Origin of the sequence: Nonomuraea sp. AD125B, assembly GCF_041402765.1 — a bacterium.
In the GTDB taxonomy this organism is placed as follows: domain Bacteria; phylum Actinomycetota; class Actinomycetes; order Streptosporangiales; family Streptosporangiaceae; genus Nonomuraea; species Nonomuraea bangladeshensis.
Genome location: NZ_JBGLOU010000003.1, coordinates 449,195 through 470,772 on the forward strand (window position 1 = coordinate 449,195; position 21,578 = coordinate 470,772).

The window sequence follows — 21,578 nt, forward strand, 5'->3', positions numbered from 1 at the left end:
TCCCGGACGCAGCACCCGTAATGGGTAGAGGCACGCGGATCGCCTCAGTCGACGCGCTGAGGGGCTTCGCGCTGCTGGGCATCCTCCTCGTGAACATCGCCTTCCTGGCCTCCGGCTACCGGATGGCCGGGCAGGCGGAACCGGCGTTCAACGGCCCGCTCGACTGGGCCGTGCGCTGGATGGTCACGTTGTTCCTGGAGAACAAGTTCTATCTCCTGTTCTCCTTCCTGTTCGGCTACAGCTTCACGCTCCAGCTGGGCTCGGCCGCCCAGAAGAGCCTGCGCTTCACGCCGATGTTCCTCCGCCGGCTCGGCGGGCTGTTCGTGCTGGGACTGGCGCACGCGGTGCTGCTGTTCCCCGGCGACATCCTGACGACGTACGCGGCGGTGGGCGTCGCCCTGCTGGTGCTGCGCCGGATCACGCCCCGGGCGGCGGTCCTGCTGGCCGCCGGGCTGACGGCGCTGCTCGCGCTGGCGTTCGTGCTGCTGGCCGTCCTCACCTCGGCCGGGCTCGACATGAGCCATACGGTCGCCGACACGGCCGCCGAGGCCGCCCGCTCGGACGCCGCGCTGGTCGGCGGGTTCGGGCAGATCGTCGAAGAACACGTACGCAAGCTGTCGCTGATCCTCGTCCTGCGGGTGTTCTTCCAGGGACCGGCGGTGCTGGCGGCGTGCCTCATCGGGCTGGCGGTGGGCAAGCTCGGCCTCCTGCGCGACCACACCGCCCACTGGAACGCGTTGCGCAAGCTCCAGTGGATCGGCTTCACCGTGGGGCTGTCCGGCGCGCTCTTCTACACCGTCTCGGCCTGGACCGGCATGGCGCACAAGTTCTGGGGCGAGGCGGTGGACCTGGTGACGGCCCCGCTGCTGGCGGCGGCGTACGCGGCCACGTTCCTGCGGCTGCTGCCGCGCCTGCCGGGCCTCGGCCGCGTCCTCGCCGCTCCCGGCCGGATGGCCCTGTCCAACTACCTGGCGCAGTCGCTGATCTGCTCGCTGATCTTCACCGGGTACGGCTTCGCGCTCATGGACCGGGTCAGCCCGCCGATGGAGGTGCTGATCGCCTGCGCCGTCTTCGCCGCCCAGGTCGGCTACAGCCGGTGGTGGCTCGGCCGGCACAGGTACGGGCCGGTGGAGTGGTGGCTGCGGCACCTGACGTACTGGCGCCGCCCCACCTCCACGGTCATGCAGCCGGGCGGATGAGGCGGGGGCGGTCGAAGGCGGTGTTGTCGACGATCGCGTCCACGCGCCCCAGCGGGTCGGCCTCGGCGAGGTAGACCCGCGCGGCGACGAGGTAGCGGTCGCGGTGCACCGCCTCGGCCGCCGGCCCGGCCCAGTCCTGGTCGCGGGCGGCGCCGCGGCGGACCGAGAGCTCGGCGTCGACGTCGATCCAGATCCGGTAGTCCCAGTAGGCGTCGAGCTCGGGGCGGAAGGCGAAGACGCCGTCGGCGACGAGCACCGCGTCGGCGGTCAGCGGGGTCGTGGTGGCCGAGTGGTCGACCTGGGTCAGGGGGTCGATGGAGCACAGGGCGCACTCGGCCGCCCGGGGCGAGCGGAAGGGGTCGAGCAGGACCCGCTTCAGCGTGTCGTAGTCGTAGGCGTTGCGGTAGTAGCCCTCGCCCGACTCGCGGTCGTACAGGTGGCGGTCCTTCCACGGCCTCTTGAAGTCGTCGAGCGTGGCGCGCAGGACGGTGCGGCCGCGGGCGGCGAGCTCGGCGGCCAGCTCGTGGCCGAAGCTGGTCTTGCCGGCCGCGGTGAGGCCGTCGAGGCCCACCAGCAGCCGGCCGGAGCCCCGGGCGAGCACCCGGCCGGCGAGGTCGGCCACGAGCCGGGCGCGCTCGGCCGAGGCCGGCGGCGGGACCGGCTGCCGCCAGGTCGAGACCGAGTAGTGGACGTCACGCGGCTCCTGTGGCACGCGCCCCACGATAGCGACGGGCCTACGCGCCGCCCCGGCCGGCCCACTTGATCTCATAGGGGGCGAAGGAGACCTGGCGGCCGTCCACGGTGGCGGTCAGCTGCTCGCCCGTCGTGTTGACCATCACGACCTGGCGTTCCTGGCCGAGCGCCTTCACCCTGGGGTCGGAGGACTGGACGTCGGTCAGCTGAGTCCCGTTCGGGAACCACCGGGTGAAGCCGCTCAGCAGCCCCGCCATCGGCAGCTCGCCGCCCACCTTGGGCGACCACAGGCAGCCGGGGCACTCGCCCTCGTCCTTCTGCTGCGGGTTCCAGTAGAGGGCCGTCGTCACGCCGCTGCGCGCGAACTCCATGAGCGCCGCGGCCTGGACCGCCGTGCGCTTGTCCTCGCTCCAGCCGGAGTTCTCCGGCTCGACGTACCACTCGGCCCACCACACCGGGAGGTCGCCGCTCTGCTGCCGCAGCCAGCCGGTGATCGCGCTGAACTTGCCGAGTGCGGCGAAGTCGTCGGGAACGTTCCCTTTGTCGCTCGCCATCGAGGCGCCGTCCACGACGATGAAGTCGGCGCCCTTCTTGTGCTGCATCCAGTATCTGATCGCGTCGAGCGCCCGCTGGTCCACCGTGCCCCAAGGCCCGCTCAGTTCGGAGCGCGCGTCGGGGCTCGCGCTGTTGCCGATCGACATGTACGGCCCGCCGACCTGGATGTCCTTGTCGACCTTCTTCAGCGCGTCGTAGACCTTGTTGTACATCTCGGTGTAGCCGCGGGCGTCCCACTTGTTGGTGGTCGTGTCCCAGAAGCCCTTGAACTCGTTCCACACCATGTAGTGCTTGACCGTCGGGTACTGCTTGGCCACCCGGGCCGCCAGCGCGGCGAAGTCGTCGAAGTGCTCGGGCTCGGGCGCGACCGTGTGGTTCTTGCTCCAGTCGGTGCGGCCGGGCTGCCCGCCCTTCATCCAGTCGGGCGCGCAGCACAGCGTGATGACCGGCACGGCGCGCGACGAGGACATGAACGTCAGCCGCCGGTCGAGGTCGCGGAAGTTGAACCTGCCGGGGCTCGGCTCCGGGTTGCCCACGCCCCAGCCCATGATGTGCTGGTTCTGCAGCATCGGCACCCGCCCGAGCACGCCCTTCGCCTGCTCGGCGACCTCCTCGGGCTCGTTGTCGGCGCTGTACTGGGTGTGGGTGACGCCCCAGCGCGGCCAGGCGTCGAGCTGGGGCGGCGCCGCCAGCGTGGGGGCGGGCGCCTCGGGCTGGGCCGTCGCCACGTCGCTGCCGGAGAACCCCTCGCGGGACTTCGAGCGCATCGAGGCGTAGACCATGATGCCCGCCACCAGGACCACCGCGAGGATTCCCGCTCCCACGGCGATGGGCCAGGGCGATCGTCGGCGCGCGTGCCGGCCGTCGGTCGGAATCACGGAGGGCTCCTCACGGATGGTCGCGGAACGTTCGAGGGCCGGGCGACAGGCCCGGCCCTCTTTAAAGTAATAGCTCCGCTTGCATGTGGCTTGCCGTGCGCGAACCTGCTACTCCACCTGCGGGGGCCGCTGACCGCTCGCGGGGCCGGGCACACCGGCGTAGCGGTAGGGCACCGGCTGCCGTCCCGGCTGGACGACGAGGAGCGTGCCGGGCGTGTCGGTGTAGAAGGCCGACTCGACGGCGGCGGCCACGTCCTCGGCCGTGAGGAGCGGGAACCCGGCGCTGGCGAACATCTCCTTGGCCGCCGCCACGAGCGGCGTGTCGGTGAAGCCGGGGCAGACCGCGCTGATGCGGATGCCGCGCGCCGCGAGCGGCTCGGCGAGCGCGCGCACCAGGCCGACCACGGCGTGCTTGGTCATCGTGTAGATCGGGTCGCCGGCGAAGCCCACCAGCCCCGCCAGCGACGCGGTGACCACGATCGCGCCGCCGCCGGAGCGTTCGAGCAGCGGCACGGCGGCCCGCGCCCCGAACACCACGCCGTCCACGTTCACGCCCATGACCTGGCGGTAGCGGTCGAGGTCGAAGTCGGCCAGATCCACCCGCCCGGTCATGCCGGCGTTGAGATGCACGAGGTCCAGCCGCCCGTAGCGGCGCTCGGCCAGGGCCACGGCCTCCAGCGAGGAATCCGGGTCGCCGACGTCGGCCGCCAGCCACGCGCCGTCGACCTCCTTGGCCAGCCGTTCGACGCCCTCGGCGTCGAGGTCGACGAGGACGCACCGGGCGCCGGACGCCGACAGGCGGCGGGCCGTGGCGGCGCCGATGCCGCTCGCCGCGCCGGTGATCAATGCGACTGTGCTCATGACACTCCCCTGGGGGTCGGGCCTCGCGGCCGGGTCAGACCTGGTCGAGCGTGCGGTGGGCGCGCGCGATCAGCGTCGGCACGGCCGCGCCGATCCGGTCGAACCCCTCCCCCACGGTCTTACCCTGGCGGAAGCGCGCGTGAATGCCCTCGATGATGACCGCGAGCTTGAAGTTGCCGAAGGCGACGTAGAAGCCGAGGTCGGTGATCTCCCTGCCGGACGCCTTCGCGTAGTGCTCGGCGAACTCCGGCGCGTCGAGGAACCCGGGCGTGAGCGTGGCGTCGCCGGCCACCGGGATGCCCGCCCGCTCGTCGTCGCCGCGACTGTGCCAGTACGTCAGCGTGAGCCCCAGGTCGGCCAGCGGGTCGCCGAGGGTGGACATCTCCCAGTCGACCACGGCCAGGATCTCCAGGTCGCCGGCGCGGACGAGGGTGTTGTCCAGCCGGTAGTCGCCGTGCACGAGCGTGCCGGGGGTCTCCGGGGGGAGCCGGTCGCGCAGGCGGCGTACGAGGTGGTCGTACTCCGGCAGGTCGGCCGTCTTCGACCGCTCCCACTGCTGGCACCAGCGGTCGAGCTGGCGGGTCATGTATCCCTCGGGCCGGCCGAAGTCGCCGAGCCCGACCTCGTGGTAGTCGACGGCGTGGATGGCGGCCAGCACCTCGGCCAGCCGCTCCGACAGCCGGCGTACGTGCTCGGGCGGCGGGTCGCCCAGCTCCTCCCTGGTGCGCATGGCCGTGCCCGGCACGTGCCCCATGAGGTAGAACGGCGCGCCGATCACGTCCTCGTCGCCGCAGAAGGCGACCGGCTCGGGCACCGGTACGGGGGTCGGCGCGAGCGCGGAGATGACGCGCCACTCGCGCCGCATGTCGTGGGCGGTGGGCAGCACGTGGCCGAGCGGCGGGCGGCGCAGCACCAGCCTGCGCTCGCGCGCCTCGACGAGGTAGGTCAGGTTCGACCTGCCGCCCGAGATCAGGGACACGGACAGGGGCTCGCCGGCGTCGGGCACGTTCCGGCCCATCCACTCGACCAGCCGGGGCCACTCGATGCCAGGTACGGTCATGGACCCACATTAGAACGTCACTCGGTCCTGAACGATACCTGAGAGTTTTGTAACGTTCCGGACCTGCGACGATGAGCATTCGGTAGGTTCGCTTACCCTGGCACTTAACTGGTCCGATCCCTTGCTACACACAGAGTGCGGCCGTCTGTAGGAGCACATGCGCGTCACCCTCGCCCTCCCCCGTGAGCTCGGACCCTCCGAAGTGAGCCGCTGGCGTGCTCTTCAGGAGTCCGATCCGGTCTACGACAACCCCTTCCTGTCGCCCGAGTTCACGATCACGGTGGGCGAGCTGCGCGAGGTCGTCCAGGTCGCCGTCCTCCACGACGGACCCGACATCGTGGGCTTCTTCCCCTTCGAACGCCACCCGCTGGGCATCGGCAAGCCGGTCGCCGCGGGGCTGACCGACGCGCAGGGGCTGGTGTGCGCCAAGGACCTGGAGATCGACGCGCAGCGGCTGATCAAGGACTGCGGACTGGCCGTCTACGAGTTCGACCACCTGGTCGCCGGGCAGCCGCTGATGACCGCCCGCGCCGAGCGCCACCCGTCGCCGATCATCGATCTGCGCGACGGCTACGAGAACTACACGCGCTTCCTCAAGGACAACTCCGGCAAGACGTACAAGAGCACGCTGGCCAAGTCGCGCAAGCTCCAGCGCGAGGCCGGCGAGCTCCGCCACGACTTCGCCGTCACCGACCTGGAGCCGCTGCGCACGCTGCTCGGCTGGAAGACCGACCAGTACCGCCGCACCGGCCGCACCGACAGGTTCGCCCACCAGTGGATCGTCGAGCTGGTCGAGCGGCTGCTCGCCACCCGGACCGACTCCTTCGCCGGCGTGCTCGACATGATCTACGTCGACGACCGGCCGGTGGCCGGGCACTTCGGGGTGCGCACCCGCACAACGCTGGCCGGCTGGTTCCCCGCCTACGACACCCAGTTCGCCAAGTACTCCCCCGGCCTCATCCACCATCTCGCGATGGCCGAGCGGGCGGCCGCCTCCGGGATCGAGGTGATCGACATGGGGCGCGGGCAGAAGGAGTACAAGGAGAAGCTGAAGAACGGCGAGCTCGAAGTGGCCGAGGGCCGGGTCGCCAGGGCGAGCGCGGGGGCGGGCGTGCACTGGATGATGCGCGTCCCGGTGCGCAAGGCCCGCGCGACGGTGATGGCACACCCGCTTCTTCTGCGCAGTGCCGACAAAGCATTGAAAACGTACGGACGACTCCGTAGCGTTATCTCCCGGTGAAACACATCGCAAAGCGCACGGGCCGTCACTGTCTGTCGTTACCTTCCAATCGTCTCGGTCTCTACCTGGCACTACGGCGCTGGTGCACGCCCGGGCAGCGGCTGCTGATGTCGCCGATCTCGGCCGACGAGATCCTGTTCCTGGTGCTCGCCGCCGGGCTGCGCCCGGTGATCGCCCCGCTCGACCCGCGCGACGGCAACATCGACGCCGCACGCGTCGACCTCGCCACCGTGGACGCCGTGCTCACGACCAACCTCTACGGCCTCCCCGACCGCGTCACCGCCTTCACCGGCAAGATCCTCATCGAGGACGTCGCGCACGCCATGGAGAGCGATCTCGGCGGGCGGCCGCTGGGCACGTTCGGCCAGGCCGGGGTCTTCAGCCTCTCCAAGCACCCGGGGGCGGGCTCGGGCGGCGTGCTGGCCGTCGAGCACGCCGCCGACCTGCGGGCTCTCGAACGCGCTCGCGACGAGGTGCTGGCCCCCGGCTCGCTCCGCGCCGACCTGCTGTCGGTGTCCACCTCGATGGCCCGCCAGGTGGCGCTCAGGCTCGGTCTGGTCCGCCCGGCGCTCGCCGTCGCCCGCGCGATCGGCCTGGAGGAGCCGCGCGACGGCTTCCGCATCCCGCTCAACCCCGACGCGCTGGAGCTGGCGCTCAAGGAGATCCCCGAGCTGCCGCCGTTCGACCCGTGGGTCCGCGCCGACCTGCACGCCTACCGGTCGCGCCGGGGCCCGCTGGCCCGCTGGTACCAGGCGCGCCGGACGGCCAAGGTGCCAGGCGAGCGCGCCCGGCGGCTCGCGGGGACGGCCCGGCTGGCCGAGCTGCCCGCCGTCGCGCCGGCCGTGCGCGACCACCTGGACCAGCCGCTGTTCCGCGTCCCCCTGCTGGTACGCGAGCGGGACGCGGCCATCGCCGAGCTGGAGCGCCACGGCGTGTCCACCGGCTACCTGTACGCCCCCGCCTACGACGACTACGCCCCCGGCTTCGCCGAGCCGTCGCCGGACCCCGCCCAGGCGCGCTGGTGGGCCCGCCACGTCCTTCCCGTGGACCCGATGTACGTCCACCGCTCCCTGCCCGTCCTGCGCGCCCTGGAGCCCGCTACGGCGCCCCCGCCACCGCTTCCCTGACGATCCCGGCGAGGACCCGGCAGCCCCGGCGCACGTCGGCCAGCGACGCCGAGCCGTAGCCGATCACCAGCCCGTGCAGCCGCTCGCGGCCGTGATGGTGCCGGCCGGTGGCGTCCAGCAGGACCCCCCGCTCCCTGGCCCGCTCGACCACGACGGGCACCACGGCGGCGGGCAGCTCGGCGAGCACGTGCAGCCCCGCGGTGTCGCCGCGCAGCCGGCACACCGGCCCCAGCAGCTCGACGACGACGGCCCTGCGGCGGGCGTACTCCAGGCGCATGCGGCGCAGGTGCCGGTCGAGGTCGCCGCGCTCCAGCAGGGTCGCCACCGCCTCCTGGACCGGGCCGCTGGTCCGGTCGGCGACCGCGCTGCGCAGCCCGGCGATCCGCCCGACCAGCTCCGGCGTGCCGACCAGCCAGCCGACGCCGACGTCCGGCGACAGGGTCTTGGACAGCGTGCCGAGCAGCACCACCCGCGACGGGTCGAGGCCGTAGAGGGCGGGCAGCGGGGCGACGTCGTAACGGAACTCGGCGTCGTAGTCGTCCTCGACGATGGTCGCGCCGGTGCTCCGCGCCCAGGACAGCAGCCGCTCGCGGCGCGGGATCGGCAGCCGGCCGCCCAGCGGGAACTGGTGGGCGGGTGTCGTGTAGAGCACGCGGAGATCGCCGGGCAGGCCGTCGACGATCACGCCGTCGGCGTCCACCGGGCACGGCACGATCTCGGCGCCGCGCGCCGCGAACACCGTGCGGGCCACGTGGTAGCCGGGGTCCTCGACCCCGGCGCGGGCGCCCGCGCCGAGCAGGGCGAGCGCGCACAGGTCGAGGCCGTTGCCGGTGCCCCTGGTGACCAGGATGTTCTCCGGGCCGACGGCCATGCCCCGCGCCCTGCGCAGGTGGTCGGCCAGCAGCTCGCGCAGGCGCGGCAGGCCGTACGGGTCGGGTTCGGCGCCGGGCGGCGACTCGCCCGCCTTGCGCCAGGCGCGCTTCCACGCGGCCCGGTCGTGGTCGCGCACCCAGGGCCGGCCCGCCGTGAGGTCGATGAAGGCGGCGGCGGGCTCGGGCGGGCCCTGGTCGCGGCGGGTCTCGCGCGGCGGCGTGACCACCCGTTCCATGTCCACTCTCTCCATGTCCGCCACGAAGGTGCCGGAGCCGTGCCGGCCCTCCAGCCACCCCTCGGCGTAGAGCTGCTGGTACGCCTCCGTGACGACGGTCCTGCTCACCTTGAGCTGGGCGGCGAGCGCCCGGCTCGACGGCAGCCGCTCGCCGGGCGGCAGCGTGCCGTCCAGCATGGCCCGGCGCAGCCAGCCGGCGAGCTGGGTGGTGAGCGGTACGGCGGCCTCCCGCGAGAGGGAAACCGGCAGGTCGACGGAGCTACGCACGCAAGTGGTCCCTACGAAGGGGTCGACAGTGGCCATCCAGACTAGGTCCACTTCCTGCGTACGGTCGAATCATGCTCTCCGCCACTCCCCGCACCACGCTCGGCCGCTCCAAGGAGCGCGGCAGCACCGACAGGAACGACCTGTACGACGTGCTCGACTCCGGCCTGATCTGCCACCTGGGCGTCGTCGTGGACGGCTGCCCCATGGTCGTGCCCACCGGCTACGGCCGCCTGGACGACACCCTCTACCTGCACGGCTCCACGGGCGCCCGGTCGCTGCGCGCGGCCGACGGCGGAGAGGTCTGCGTGACGGTCACGCACCTGGACGGCGTCGTGCTGGCCCGCTCGATCTTCCACCACTCGGTCAACTACCGCTCGGCGATCGTCTACGGCCGGGCCCGGCTGGTGACCGACCCCGACGAGCGGCTGGCGGGCCTGCGGGCCCTGTCGGAACGGCTGGCGCCCGGCCAGTGGGACTACGTCAGGCAGCCGAACCGCAAGGAGCTCGCCGCCACCTCCGTCCTCGCCCTGTCGCTGGAGGAGGCGTCGGTCAAGACGCGCCGCGGCGGGCCGTCGGACGAGGAGGAGGACTACGACCTGCCGGTGTGGGCCGGCGTGCTGCCGCTGGTCACGACGTGGGGCGCGCCCGAACCCGATCCGGTGCTCCCAGAAGGTATCGATCCCCCCGTTCACATCCTCCATCGGGAGTAGTTCCATGAATCAGGGCCACCTGGCAAACCCGCGCTCTTGATCGTACGTCTCATCAGGTGGGCCGGATCCTGATGGGAGTTGGCATATGGACTGGACCGCCCCCGGCTACACCCAGATCAGACAGCTCGGCGCCGGCGCCGGCGGCCGCGTCGTGCTGGCCGTGCACGACGAGACCGGGGTCGAGGTCGCCATCAAGTACCTCGCCACGCACCTGCTCCAGGACCCGGCGGCGGTGGCCCGGTTCCAGTCGGAGGCGCGGCTGCTGACCACGCTGCGCCACCCCCACATCGCCACCATGTGGGAGTACGTTCAGGACACCGGCGGCGCGGCCATCGTCATGGAGCTGGTCAACGGCGTGCCGCTGCGGGCGCTGCTGCGCGAGAACGGCACGGCCGAGCCCGAGGCGGCGCTGGCCGTGCTCAAGGGCTCGCTGCTGGGCCTCGGCGCGGCGCACGCGCGCGGCGTCGTGCACCGCGACTACAAGCCCGAGAACGTGCTCGTCCGCGACGACGGGGTGAGCAAGCTCGTCGACTTCGGCATCGCGGTGCGGCAGGGCTCGGCCGGGGTGCCCGAGGGCACGCCGCCGTACATGGCGCCGGAGCTGTGGGAGGGCCGGCCGGCCTCGCCCTCGACCGACGTGTACGCCGCCACCGCCGTCTTCTTCGAATGCCTGACCGGGCACCGGCCCTACCGCTCGACCGAGCCCAGCGTGCTCGGCTACCAGCACGTCCACGCCCCGGTGCCGTTCCACGAGGTGCCCGCGCCGGTGCGCGAGCTGGTCCGGCGCGGCATGGCCAAGGACCCGGCGCGGCGGCCGGCGGGCGCGGAGGCGTTCGTGGCCGAGCTGGAGGCCACGGCCGTGGCCGCGTACGGGGAGGACTGGGAGGAGCGCGGGCGGCGGCGGCTGGCCGCGCTGGTGGGCCTGCTCGCGCTGCTGCTGCCCACGCCGCCCGCGGCCACGCCGGAGGTGACCACGTCGTTCGCCCGTACGGTCTTCCGCGGCCTGCGCGCCAACGCGGCCCGGGTGGCGATGGGCGGCGGGCTGGCCACGGCGGTGGCGGTGGCGTCGGTGATCCTGCTCGCGAACCGGGAGCAGCCGCCGCCCGCCGGGCGGATCGGCGCGGCGGTGGTCGTGCCGCCGACCACCGTCACGCCCGAGGCCGCCGCGGCGACCCCGACCCTGGAGCCGACGCCCGAACCGACCCCTGAGCCGACCTCGACTCCGGAGCTCTCGCCCGAGCCGACGCCCGAGGTGCTTCCCGAGAGCACCCCGGCCGGCACGCCGAAGGCCGTCGTGCCGGTGGACGAGCCCTCGGACCCGCCACGGACCACTTCCCGCCCGACCACTTCCCGCCCGGCCACTTCCCGCCCGGCCACTTCCCGCCCGGCCACTTCCCGTCCCGCCACTCCCCGGCCGGCCACCTCCCGGCCCGCCACCCCCCGCCCGGTCACCTCGCCGCCGACGCGCGGCCCTTCCAGGACCCCCACGCCGACCCCGACTCCCACCCCGACGGTGACCACTCCCTCGCCGGCCACGTCCGTGCTCGGGGTCAGCGTCGGCGAGCCGACCATCGGCGCCGACGGCGTGGCCGCCGCGACGATCACCGTCCGGGCGAGCGGCACCGCGCCCGTCGCCGCCACCGCCGTCTGGTCGGTCCCCGGCGGCCCCGGCAGGACCCAGCGCCTCGCCTTACGCGGCTCGACCTCCTACACGCGCACGCTGACCTGGACCCCCGGCGAGCGCGCCTGCGGGCGTACGGTCACGCTGACCGTCACCACCACCCCGGCCGCCCCCGGCGGCGCGCGGACCGCGTCCGTGTCCGTGCCGCCCTGCCCGGCCCGGGTGACCGGCCTGCGCGTGTCCCTGGACATGCCCGCCGCGCCCGGCCGCGCCGCGCGGGCGGCGATCAGGGTGACGGCGAGCGGCACCGGAGAGATCCCCGTCATGGCCCGCTTCGCGGTGAACGGCGACCAGGTCTCCGCCAGGGACCTCACCCTGTCCGGCCGCACCTCCTACAGCCGCGTGCTCACGCACGCCTTCCGCTCCCGCCCGTGCGGCTCGACGGTCTCGGTCCGGGTGACGGCGGGCGGCCGTACGGCGACCGCGCGGGCCGCCGTGACCTGCCCGCCCGAGGTGCGCCAGGTCACCGTGCTGCGGGCGAGCGCGGGCGACGGCCTCACGGCCACGGTCCGGGTGCTGACGGCCGGCACCCAGCCCGTACGCCTCACCGTCAGGTACACCACCGGCGGCGAGGGCGGCGGCTCGGACACGGCGACGTTGTCGGGCGAGACCTCGTACGTGCGGACCTTCTCCTTCCCGGTCAGACTGGCCTGCGGCACGCGGTGGACGGTGACCGCCTCGACCGATCCGGCGGCGGGCAACGGCGGCGACTCGGCGAGCGGGACCACCGCCGCCTGTCCTCCCCGCGAGGAGGAACCGCGCGAGGAGGAGCCCGGTGAGGGGCCGTCGAAGACCCCGCGACCTGAGGTTTCGCCTGAGACTTCCGACACACCGGTGGAGATCGACTGAAGTCGTCCGTCACACTTATCGCCATATCGGCAGGGAATCCGGTTCGCTCCCGTTAAGCTACGGACTCGTTTGATGCGGGTGGGGGCCCACACAACTCCAGAGGAGACCGTATGTACGGCGAGGGCCAATGGGGGGTCCCCGGCTATACCGAGGTTCGCGAGCTGGGCTCGGGAGCCGCCGGGCGTGTCGTGCTGGCCACGCGCGACCACGACGGCGCCGAGGTGGCCATCAAGTACCTCAGTGACGAGCTGAGGTCCGACATGGGGTTCGTGGCCCGTTTCCGGCACGAGGCGCGGCTGCTGGGCACGCTGCAGAGCGCGTACCACGCCCGCCTCATCGACTACGTCGAATCCGGCTACGGCGCGGCGATCGTCATGGAGCTGGTCAACGGCGTCTCGTTACGCGAACTGCTCCGCTCCCAGGGCCCGACCGGCCCCGAGGCGGCGCTGACCGTGCTGAAGGGCTCGCTCCGGGGCCTCGCCTCGGCGCACGCCATCGGCGTCGTGCACCGCGACTACAAGCCCGAGAACGTCATGGTGCAGGAGGACGGCACCAGCAAGCTGGTGGACTTCGGCATCGCGGTCCGGGCCGGCGAGGACGCCGGGGCCGCGGGCACGCCGCCGTACATGGCGCCCGAGCAGTGGTCGGGCTCGCCCGCCGGCCCCGCCACCGACGTGTACGCCGCCACGGTCGTCTTCTTCGAGTGCCTGACCGGCGGCCGGCCGTACCGCGGCACCAACCTGGTCGCGCTGGCCGCCCAGCACCAGAGCGCGCCGGTCCCGGCCGAGGAGGTGCCGGCCGCGCTGCAGGGCCTGGTCGAGCGCGGCATGGCCAAGGACCCCGCCGAGCGGCCGCCGTCGGCGGAGGCGTTCCTGACCGAGCTGGAGGCGGTCGCGGCCGGCGCGTACGGCCCCGACTGGGAGGAGCGCGGCCGCCGCCGCCTGGCCGCGCTCGCCGGCATGCTGATCATGGTCTTCCCGAGCTCGCTGGACGAGCCGGTCGAGACCGAGACCTCGTTCACCGAGAGCCGCTTCCCCGACGCGGCCGGGCTGCTGCGCAAGATCCCGGCGAAGATCGCCGTGGCGACGGTCGGCGCCGTCGTGGTGATCGGCGCGGCCGTGTTCGCGCTGTCGTCGTCCGGCGAGACCAAGCTCTCCGCGGACTCCACCCCGGTCACCCCGAGCGCGGTCGTCCCCGCCACGGAGGAGCCCGTCGAGGAGGACACGGAGCCCACGGAGGAGAGCACCCCCGAGGAGACCACGCCGGAGACGACGCCGACCGCCACGCAGAGCCAGGCGCCGCCCACCACCGCGCCCACCACCGCGCCCACTGCCGGGCCGACCGCCGCGCCGACCAGGACCACCACCCGGCCCCGGCCCACGCGCAGCCCGATCAGGACGCCGACGCGGACCCGCAAGGCGTCCCCGACCGCGACGGACACCGACGAGGACGAGCCGACCGGCAGGGTGGAGGTGCCGTCGAACACCCGGCGCCCGCAGACCTCCGCCGCCCCGACCAGGAGCAGCAACCCGCCGGCCACCACCCGCCCGACGCGGCCCACGCAGGAGCAGCCCAGCTCGTCCCAGCCGCCCACGTCCACGCCGCCGACCGACCCGTCCAGCCCGACCGGCGACACCACGCCGAGCGACGACCCGCGGATCAACCGCGCGGAGGCCGCCCCGGGCGCGCTGCTCGCGCTCGGCCTGATGACGTCCGGCGTCGTGCCGGTCACACTTGCGGTACGGGGCCGCATGGCGGGCCGCCACAGAAGGAAGCGCTAGACGCGCCGGGGGGCGAACGGCGATGAACAATCCTGAGCACGGGATCGCCGGTTTCCGGCTGACCGAGCACACGTGGATGACGGAGCTGGGCAACTGGATCGACGCCATCTCGCCGGACGGGCGCAGGGCGGGCGCGCTGCTGTTCGACGCGCGGCGCATGGGGCTGCCCGGCGTGCGCGAGCGGGTGGTGGCGGCCGTACTCACCGACCAGCGGCTGGTGCTGGGCGGGCTGACCGGGCTCATCCCGGTCGCGGACGTGGTGGCGGCCGGCGACCAGGTGTGGCTGCTCACCGGCCAGGCGGTCAGCCCGACGCTGGCCGACCTGCTCACCAGCGCGCCCATCGAGCCGGCCGGCGCGGCCTCGGCCCTGGTGGAGACCGCGCAGACGCTGATCGCGCTGCACGCGGCCGGGGTCACACACGGCTCCGTGCACCCCGGCACGGTGGTCGTCACGTCCGAGGGCGCGGCGCTGCTGTCGGAGCGGGGGCTGTCCGACGCCATCCGCGGCCTGGTGTCGCCGCCGGAGCGGGACGCCGCCGGGTGGGCGGCGCTGGCGCGCGGGCTCGCCGCGTCGTTCGTGGCGTGGGCGCCGCAGGCGGCGCAGCTCTTCGAACGGGCCGCGGGGCTGGCCGGGACGCTGGGTCTCGCCGCCGCGCGCGGCGCGCTGCTCGCCGAGCAGGCGACGCTGCCCGGCGGGACGATCGGCAGGGAGGGGCTGGCGCGGGCGGCGCGGGGCCGCTCGGCGTTCGCGCAGCCGCCCGCGCACGCCGCCGCGGCGGCGGCCCTTCCGGCGCTGCCACGCGACGAGGGCGACATCGTGACGTTGCTCGGCCCGGGCCGCGTGTGGCCGGGACAGCCAGGACCGGGACAGCCAGGACCGGGGCAGACGGGGCCAGGACATGCGGGGTCGGGACAAGCGGGACCGGGACAGGCGGGGCTGGGGCAGGCGGGGCCGGGGCAGGCGGGGCCGTCAGGGGCTGTGCAGTTCGGGCCCGGTGTGGGCACGCAGGAGCAGCGGCCGGCGACCACGGCCGAGCAGATCTGGCGCTCCGGGCGGCCGGAGGCCGACACCGTGCAGCGCGGCGCGGGCGGGCGCCGGGTCAAGGCGGCCCGGTCGCGACGGTGGCGCACGATCGGCTCCACGGCGCTCTTCGCGGTGATCATGGTAGGGGCGATCCTGGCCTGGTTCAGGCTGAGCGACGCGCCGGACCTCGCGATCGGGTCCGTGGACGTGAAGGTGGCCAAGAAGTCGTACGGATGCGACGCCACGGCCCTGGTCACCGGCGTGGTCGTCACCAACGGCGGGTCCGGCGTGATCACCTACGAGTGGCACAAGAACCTGGACGACGAGGTCGTCAAGGGCACCGTCCAGACGCGGTCGGACCAGACGTCGTACCAGTTGCCGCTGCGCTGGTCGCTCAACGGCAAGGCCACCGAGAAGGCCACCGCCACGCTGCGCATCGTGAGCCCCGAGCCGGCGCGTACGGACAAGGTCAGCTTCACGTACAAGTGCTGATGCCGCTCGGCCTGCATACCGGAGCGGTTTCTTACTAATCTGGCCAACATGACCACCCAGACCCCCGCGGGCTGGTATCCGGACCCCTATGGCGAGCCCAAGCTCCGCTGGTGGGACGGCAGCCAGTGGACCGACGCCACCCACGTCCAGGAGCAGGGGCCCGCACCGCAGTCCCAGCCCCATCCCCAGCAGCAGCAGCCGGCCTCCGGCCCGCAGCAGCAGGCGCGGCCGGACTGGTCGGCGACACCCGCGAACCCGACCTCGCAGTACGGCGGGCCCACCTACGGGCAGTCCGCCTACGGCCAGCCGGCGCCCACGCAGCCGCACTGGAGCCCGGGCGGTCCGCCCCAGGGGCCTGGCGGTCCGCCCCAGGGGCCCGGAGGCTACGGCCCGCCGCCCAGGCAGGGCAACCCGATGCCGTGGGTGTTCGGCGGCCTGGCGGCGCTCGTGGTGGTCGCGCTGCTCGTCGCGGGCGGGATCTTCCTCGTCAACCGCGGCGAGTCGAGCGCGCTGCCCTCCCCGGGCGACACCTACGTGCCGCCGGAGCAGCCGACCCAGGAGCCGCCCGCGGAGCCGCCTTCTGGGCAGCCGTCGCCCGGCCAGGCCTCCCCGCCGCCGCAGCCCGCCGACGGCCGGATAGCCGACACCCGGACCGGGATCTCGTACGAGGTGCCCGAGGGCTGGTCGGTGCCCCCGCAGCTCAACCCGGACAACCCGCCGCCCAACCGCCAGCTCTGGTCGTCGAGCGTGGAGAAGACCTCGCACGACAACTACGACGGCAAGGGCGGCACCTGGGTCGGCAACGTCAACACGGGCCTGCTCAACGAGCTCTACCCGTACACCGGGGCCTCCGGTCTCCGCGCGACCGCGCAGGCCGTCTTCATGGACTTCGCGCAGTTCTACTCGGTCGCGCACGAGACCAAGATCGCGGCCGACAAGGCCATCAAGATCGGCGACCGCGAGGGCTGGCTGCTGCAGTTCGAGCTGGACTTCACGAAGGCGGCGAAGGAGAACGGCTACAAGTGGAAGAAGGAGACCGGAGCCATCGTGCTCATGGACCGCGGCGCGAACGAGCGGCCGGCCCTCCTCTACGTCTCCGTGCCGGACAATCTCGGCACCGGCGTGGTCGACAAGGTCGTCGGCTCGCTCAAGCCCGCGTGACCAGTGGCACTAGGCTGGTGGGGGTAACAAGCGGGCGGATCGCTCCGAGCCGCTGGGCGAGGAGATCGTATGAGTGACTTGCTGGTCTGGATCGACTGCGAGATGACCGGGCTCGACCTCGGGCGCGACGCCCTGATCGAGGTGGCCTGCATCATCACCGACAGCGAGCTCAACCAGCTCGACGAAGGCGTCGACGTGATCATCAAGCCGCCGCCGGAGTCACTGGAGCAGATGTCGCAGGTGGTGCGCGAGATGCACACCGCCTCCGCGCTGCTGCCCGAGCTGGCCGGCGGGATGACGCTGGCCGAGGCGGAGTCGCTCGTGCTCGACTACATCCGCCACCACGTGCCCGAGCCGAAGAAGGCGCCGCTGTGCGGCAACTCCATCGGCACCGACCGCACGTTCCTGGCCCGTGACATGCCCGCGGTGGACGGCCATCTCCACTACCGGATGATCGACGTGTCGTCGATAAAGGAGCTGGCCCGCCGGTGGTATCCACGGGTCTACTTCGCCGCGCCGGAGAAGCAGGGCGGGCACCGCGCGCTCGCCGACATCACCGAGAGCATCAGAGAGCTGCGCTACTACCGGGCGGCGATCTTCGTGGAGCAGCCGGGGCCTGATTCGGTGACCGCGCGAGGACTCGCGGAGCGGGTCAGCAGCTGAGCCGGGGGGCGGGTCCACGGCTCAGCCGGAGCGGTTCAGCGGCTCAGCCGGGCGTGTCCGCGGATAAGGAGTGGCGTAAAGACTCCCGAACCCCGCTACACTTTTCCTGTGCCGCCTCGCGCGGGCGGCCATGGTGGGTGTAGCTCAGTTGGCAGAGCACCAGGTTGTGGTCCTGGGTGTCGAGGGTTCAAGTCCCTTCACTCACCCCAAGCGCACGACGGCCGGTCCTGATGGACCGGCCGTCGTCGTTTTTCTCCCGACAATCGCCACCAAATCACGACAATGCGGGTTATGCTCGCTGTCTACCGCTAACGCCGGAAGCGCGGGGGCCTCGGCGATCTGACCGTCTTCGCGCCCCCGGAGGCCGGATGAGAGTCGACGACGCAGCGTTCGAGAGCGTGTTCACCTCCCTGAGCAAACGCGAGATCGAGGTCATGGACCTCATCGCCGACGGGGAGTCCAACGGTCAGATCGCGCGGCGCCTGTTCCTCAGCGAGAAGACCGTCAAGAACCACGTGAACCGCATCTACGCCAAGCTCGGCGTGGACAGCCGGGTCACCGCCATCGGCCTCTGGAGGTCCCGCCGCCAGTAACCGGCCATCGGCCGGGGCGTCACGCGGAAAGCCGCGGCCGGGGGCGCCACGCGGAAAGCCGCGGCCTCCAGCCAACGGCCGGCCCGCGGCCGCCCTTCCGCGGCCGGCCCGCCGCCGCCCTTCCACGGTCGGCCCGACGCCGCCCTGCCCGACGCCGCCCTGCCCCGGCTGGCCCGCCGTCGGCCGGGGCAGGCTGCCCCGACGCCGCCCTTCCACGGCCGCCCTGCGCCGGCCTGGCCTCCGGCCGCCGGGGCGGGGTGCGGGCGGCGCCTCAGGCGCCCGGGTCGATGCGGCGGCCGGTCACGCGGGTGGGTCTGATCTTGAGGTATTGGCCGCGGTCGCCGCCCGCCCACGGCTCGACGCCCGTGGCCGCGGCCGCCGCGCGCTCCTCCTCGTCCGTCACGTGGTGCAGCGAACCCTGCACCAGGACGCTCCAGCCGCCCCGCGTCGCCTCCTCGATCCTGTCGACCTCGAAGGCCACGACGTACTCGACGTCGGCCACGCCGGTGCGCAGGTCCTCGTCGGTGGACCCGCCGGTCGCGGTGCGGAAGACGATCGCGCCGTCCAGCAGCCGGAAGTTGACCGGCAGGACGGTGAGCCCGTAGCGGCCGGCGAACGCGATGCGGCCCACGCCGCCGGGCTCCAGCAGACGCAGGCTCTCCTTCTCGTCCAGCGTCACCAGCTCGGGGTGCGCGGCGGCGGGCCCGGCGCCCGCGGGCGGCTCGGTGAGCAGCTCCTCCACGGTCGTCTCCAGGGCTCCGGCCAGCCGGGCGAGCGCCTCGCGCAGCGGCAGCCCGGCCCGTCCTTCGAGGTAGGCGACGTAGCCGGCCTCGACCTTCGCGCGTTCGGCCAGCTCCTCGCCACTGAGGCCGAGCGCTTCGCGCCGTTCGGCGATGCGGTGGCCGAGGCGCTCGATGGTGGTCACTTGCTGCGACATCGGTGATCTCCTCCCAGGGATCACCGTAACCCCATTTCCCGGCGCGCAGGGAAAGGGGGCCTTTCTTCGCACGGTGGTTTAACCGACGCTGACGGAGTCATAGGAGTCCATGGCGCCGTCGAGGGGGAGGAAACCGGTCATGGTACGGAGAACGCGGGTCGTGGTGGTCGGGGCCGGTTTCGCCGGTCTCGCGGCCACCCGGGAGCTGGCCAAGGGCGGGGCGCTGGTCACGGTGGTGGACCGCAACCCGTACTCCACCTTCCAGCCGCTGCTGTACCAGGTGGCCACGGCCGGCATGGGCACGGCGGACGTGTCGTACCCGATCAGGACCTTCGCCGCCAGGTGGCGGAACGTGCGGGCCCGCCGGGCCGCGCTCAGCAAGGTGCTGCCGAACGAGCGGCGGGTGGAGCTGGAGGACGGCAGCTCGCTGGAGTACGACTACCTCGTGCTCGCCACCGGCGTGACCACGAACTGGCTCGGCGTGCCGGGCGCCAGGGAGAACGCGCTGCCCATCTACTCGCTGAACGACGCGGCCACCCTGCGTCGGCGGCTCCAGCACTACCTGGAGGACACGGCGGCCGGGCGGCGCGAGAGCACCGACGTCGTGGTGGTGGGCGCGGGCGCGACCGGCGTCGAGGTGGCCGGCACGCTGGCCGAGCTGCGCCGCCGTACGCTGCCGCTGACGCATCCCGAGGTCCGGCCGGACCAGACGAGCGTGACGCTGGTGGAGCGCTTCGACTACGTGCTGGCCCCGTACAAACCGCGGCTGCGCCAGGCGGCGGAGAACGCGCTGCGCCGGCGCGGCGTGCGGATGCGCCTGGGCTCGACGGTGGCCTCGGTGGAGCCGGACGCGGTGGTGCTGAAGGACGGCACCAGGCTGCCGAGCGACGTGACCGTGTGGGCGCTCGGCGTCACCGCGCCCGACCAGGTCGCCGACTGGGGGCTGCCGCAGGGCAAGGGCGGGCGGATCACGCTCACCGAGGCGCTGAACGTGCCGGACCATCCGGAGATCTTCGTGGCCGGCGACCTGGCCGCGCCGCCGAAGCCGCTCCCCCAGCTCGCCCAGCCGGCGTTGCAGATGGGCAAGCACGCGGCGCGGCAGATCCTCGCCGCGGCCAAGGGCGAGCCGCTGCGGCCGTTCCGCTACAGCGACCCCGGCATCATGGCGACGGTGGGCAAGGCGGAGGCGGTGTTGGAGCGGCCCAGCGGGCTCACCGTGCGCGGGTTCCCCGCCTGGCTGACCTGGATCTTCGTCCACATCGCCTACCTGCTGGGCGGGCGCAACCGGGCAAGCGTGCTGCTAAACTTCTTCTGGCGCTACCTCGGGCCGCGCCGCACCGCCACCAGCGTCACCCAGTGACCGGCGTCCCGGCGTCGAGCGCGGCCGCCAGGGCGCTCAGCCCGTGGTCGAGGTCGGCCTCCGGGATGTTGAGCGCCGGGCGCAGCCGCACCGAGCGGGGCCCGCAGGCGAGCACGAGCACGCCGTGATCCTCCCTGAGCCGGGACACCAGGGCGTCCCTGGCGGCCGGTGAGGGCAGGTCGAAGGCGGCCATCAGGCCGCGTCCGCGCACGCCGGAGACGGTCTCCGGATGCTCGGCCTCCAGCTTGACGAGCCGTTCGAGCAGCACGGCGCCGAGCGTCCCGGCGCGCTCGATCAGGCCGTCGCGCTCGATGATCTCCAGGATGCCGCGGCTGCGGACCATGTCCACCAGCCCGCCGCCCCAGGTGGAGTTGATCCGGCCGCTCACCTGGAAGACGTTGTCGGGCACCAGGTCGACCCTGCGGCCGGCCATGATGCCGCCGACCTGGACCTTCTTGGCGAACGCCACGATGTCGGGCTCCAGCCCGAGCTGCTGGTAGGCCCAGGGCGTGCCGGTCGTGCCGCCGCCGGTCTGGACCTCGTCCAGGACGAACAGGGCGTCGTGCTCGTGGCACAGGCGCTGCATGGCCTGCAGGAACCGGGGGGTCATGTGGTTGTCGCCGCCCTCGCCCTGGATGGGCTCGGCGATGAAGCAGGCGATGTCGTGCGGATGCCGTTCGAACGCGGCCCTGGCCTGGGCCAGGGCGCGCTCCTCGGCCGCCTCGACATCGCCGAGATGGGTGGCGGGCACCTCGACGCGCGGCCAGTCGAAGGCGGGGAAGCGGTCGGTCTTGCCCGGCTCGGTGTTGGTCAGGCTCATGGTGTAGCCGCTGCGGCCGTGGAAGGCCCGCGTCAGGTGCATGACCTGGGTGCCGAGGTCGCGGGAGCGGCCGGCCGCCTCGTTGCGCCGGCTCTTCCAGTCGAAGGCGGTCTTGAGCGCGTTCTCGACGGCCAGGGCGCCGCCCTCGACGAAGAACAGGTGCGGCAGGGCGGGGTCGCCGAGCACACGGACGAAGGTCTCCACGAAGTCGGCCAGGTGCTCGGTGTACATGTCGGGATTGGCCGGTTTGTTCCGCGCGACCTGGCCGAGCAACTGGACGAAATCGGGGTCGAAGGGCGGGTTCACGCCCAGGGGGGCGGAGGCGAAGAAGGTGTAGAAGTCCAGGTATCGGCGGCCGTCACGCGCGTCGACGAGCCAGGATCCGCGGCTCAGCTCCAGGTCGAGCACCAGGCGGTAGCCGTCGACGAGCAGGTGGCGGGCAAGGCGGGTGTGTACGTCCATGTCGCCTCCACTGTGGGCGGACAGGTCGCGCGCATCTCCGGTGAAGCGCCGACCCAC

The 21,578-nt window shown here is 73.1% G+C and carries 18 protein-coding genes and 1 tRNA gene; 12 read left to right on the plus strand and 7 right to left on the minus strand.

The genetic code is table 11. The features are described from left to right. Window positions 1-20: 20 nt before the first annotated feature. Complete coding sequence (locus ACBR40_RS11130) at window positions 21-1,199, plus strand: DUF418 domain-containing protein (RefSeq protein WP_344206671.1); 1,179 nt, start codon at window positions 21-23, stop codon at window positions 1,197-1,199. On the opposite strand, the gene ACBR40_RS11135 is transcribed toward ACBR40_RS11130, so the two are convergent. The 4 genes from ACBR40_RS11135 to ACBR40_RS11150 all read right to left on the minus strand — a co-directional run bounded on the left by ACBR40_RS11135 (window position 1,180) and on the right by ACBR40_RS11150 (window position 5,246). Beyond that, window positions 1,180-1,911, minus strand: coding sequence for a uridine kinase (locus ACBR40_RS11135; protein WP_344206670.1), 732 nt, complete (start codon window positions 1,909-1,911; stop codon window positions 1,180-1,182). The genes ACBR40_RS11130 and ACBR40_RS11135 overlap by 20 nt on opposite strands. A 22-nt stretch (window positions 1,912-1,933) precedes the next feature. Continuing rightward, entirely contained in the window at window positions 1,934-3,325 is a 1,392-nt protein-coding gene (locus ACBR40_RS11140) for a xylan 1,4-beta-xylosidase (RefSeq protein WP_371248605.1), read from the minus strand. Between the two features lie 108 nt (window positions 3,326-3,433). Continuing rightward, complete coding sequence (locus ACBR40_RS11145; protein WP_371248606.1) at window positions 3,434-4,186, minus strand: SDR family oxidoreductase; 753 nt, start codon at window positions 4,184-4,186, stop codon at window positions 3,434-3,436. Between the two features lie 34 nt (window positions 4,187-4,220). Then, window positions 4,221-5,246 (minus strand): phosphotransferase family protein, encoded by a 1,026-nt coding sequence (locus ACBR40_RS11150; RefSeq protein ID WP_371248607.1) that lies wholly within the window; start codon window positions 5,244-5,246, stop codon window positions 4,221-4,223. Window positions 5,247-5,403: 157 nt separating this feature from the next. Between ACBR40_RS11150 and ACBR40_RS11155 the strand changes: the two genes are divergently transcribed. After that, window positions 5,404-6,486 (plus strand): GNAT family N-acetyltransferase, encoded by a 1,083-nt coding sequence (locus ACBR40_RS11155; RefSeq protein WP_371248608.1) that lies wholly within the window; start codon window positions 5,404-5,406, stop codon window positions 6,484-6,486. Continuing rightward, window positions 6,483-7,613, plus strand: a complete 1,131-nt coding sequence (locus ACBR40_RS11160; RefSeq protein WP_371248609.1) for a DegT/DnrJ/EryC1/StrS family aminotransferase — start codon at window positions 6,483-6,485, stop codon at window positions 7,611-7,613. Before ACBR40_RS11155 ends, ACBR40_RS11160 begins: the two co-directional genes overlap by 4 nt. On the opposite strand, the gene ACBR40_RS11165 is transcribed toward ACBR40_RS11160, so the two are convergent. Continuing rightward, window positions 7,585-8,988, minus strand: coding sequence for a PLP-dependent aminotransferase family protein (locus ACBR40_RS11165; protein ID WP_371248610.1), 1,404 nt, complete (start codon window positions 8,986-8,988; stop codon window positions 7,585-7,587). The two genes, ACBR40_RS11160 and ACBR40_RS11165, sit on opposite strands and share 29 nt — an antisense overlap. Window positions 8,989-9,059: 71 nt before the next feature. Here ACBR40_RS11165 and ACBR40_RS11170 point away from each other — a divergent pair, with 71 nt between their 5' ends. From ACBR40_RS11170 to ACBR40_RS11205, 8 genes are all read left to right on the plus strand, one after another. Further along, on the plus strand, window positions 9,060-9,698 hold the full coding sequence (locus tag ACBR40_RS11170) for a pyridoxamine 5'-phosphate oxidase family protein (RefSeq protein WP_364453578.1): 639 nt from the start codon (window positions 9,060-9,062) through the stop codon (window positions 9,696-9,698). Between the two features lie 85 nt (window positions 9,699-9,783). Further along, on the plus strand, window positions 9,784-12,228 hold the full coding sequence (locus tag ACBR40_RS11175; protein WP_371248611.1) for a protein kinase: 2,445 nt from the start codon (window positions 9,784-9,786) through the stop codon (window positions 12,226-12,228). A gap of 110 nt (window positions 12,229-12,338) precedes the next feature. Continuing rightward, on the plus strand, window positions 12,339-14,009 hold the full coding sequence (locus ACBR40_RS11180; RefSeq protein WP_371248612.1) for a serine/threonine-protein kinase: 1,671 nt from the start codon (window positions 12,339-12,341) through the stop codon (window positions 14,007-14,009). A gap of 22 nt (window positions 14,010-14,031) precedes the next feature. Continuing rightward, window positions 14,032-15,525 (plus strand): hypothetical protein, encoded by a 1,494-nt coding sequence (locus ACBR40_RS11185; RefSeq protein WP_371248613.1) that lies wholly within the window; start codon window positions 14,032-14,034, stop codon window positions 15,523-15,525. Between the two features lie 48 nt (window positions 15,526-15,573). Next, window positions 15,574-16,686 carry a DUF2510 domain-containing protein gene (locus ACBR40_RS11190; protein ID WP_371248614.1) on the plus strand — a complete coding sequence of 371 codons (1,113 nt, stop codon included), beginning with the start codon at window positions 15,574-15,576 and terminating at the stop codon, window positions 16,684-16,686. Window positions 16,687-16,755: 69 nt separating this feature from the next. Next, a complete protein-coding gene (gene orn, locus ACBR40_RS11195; RefSeq protein WP_344206658.1) occupies window positions 16,756-17,349 on the plus strand; it encodes an oligoribonuclease in 594 nt (197 codons plus the stop codon). A gap of 133 nt (window positions 17,350-17,482) precedes the next feature. Next, window positions 17,483-17,558, plus strand: a tRNA-His gene (locus ACBR40_RS11200). 159 nt (window positions 17,559-17,717) lie between these two features. Then, complete coding sequence (locus ACBR40_RS11205) at window positions 17,718-17,942, plus strand: response regulator transcription factor (protein ID WP_344206657.1); 225 nt, start codon at window positions 17,718-17,720, stop codon at window positions 17,940-17,942. Between the two features lie 271 nt (window positions 17,943-18,213). Here the strand turns inward: ACBR40_RS11205 and ACBR40_RS11210 are convergent, their stop codons facing one another. After that, window positions 18,214-18,879, minus strand: coding sequence for a helix-turn-helix domain-containing protein (locus ACBR40_RS11210; protein ID WP_371248615.1), 666 nt, complete (start codon window positions 18,877-18,879; stop codon window positions 18,214-18,216). A 139-nt stretch (window positions 18,880-19,018) separates the two neighbouring features. Between ACBR40_RS11210 and ACBR40_RS11215 the strand changes: the two genes are divergently transcribed. Beyond that, window positions 19,019-20,239: an NAD(P)/FAD-dependent oxidoreductase gene (locus ACBR40_RS11215; RefSeq protein ID WP_344206655.1), complete on the plus strand. Its 1,221-nt coding sequence runs from the start codon at window positions 19,019-19,021 to the stop codon at window positions 20,237-20,239. Here the strand turns inward: ACBR40_RS11215 and lat are convergent. After that, a complete protein-coding gene (gene lat / locus ACBR40_RS11220; protein WP_371248616.1) occupies window positions 20,229-21,521 on the minus strand; it encodes an L-lysine 6-transaminase in 1,293 nt (430 codons plus the stop codon). The two genes, ACBR40_RS11215 and lat, sit on opposite strands and share 11 nt — an antisense overlap. Between the last annotated feature and the right edge of the window lie 57 nt (window positions 21,522-21,578).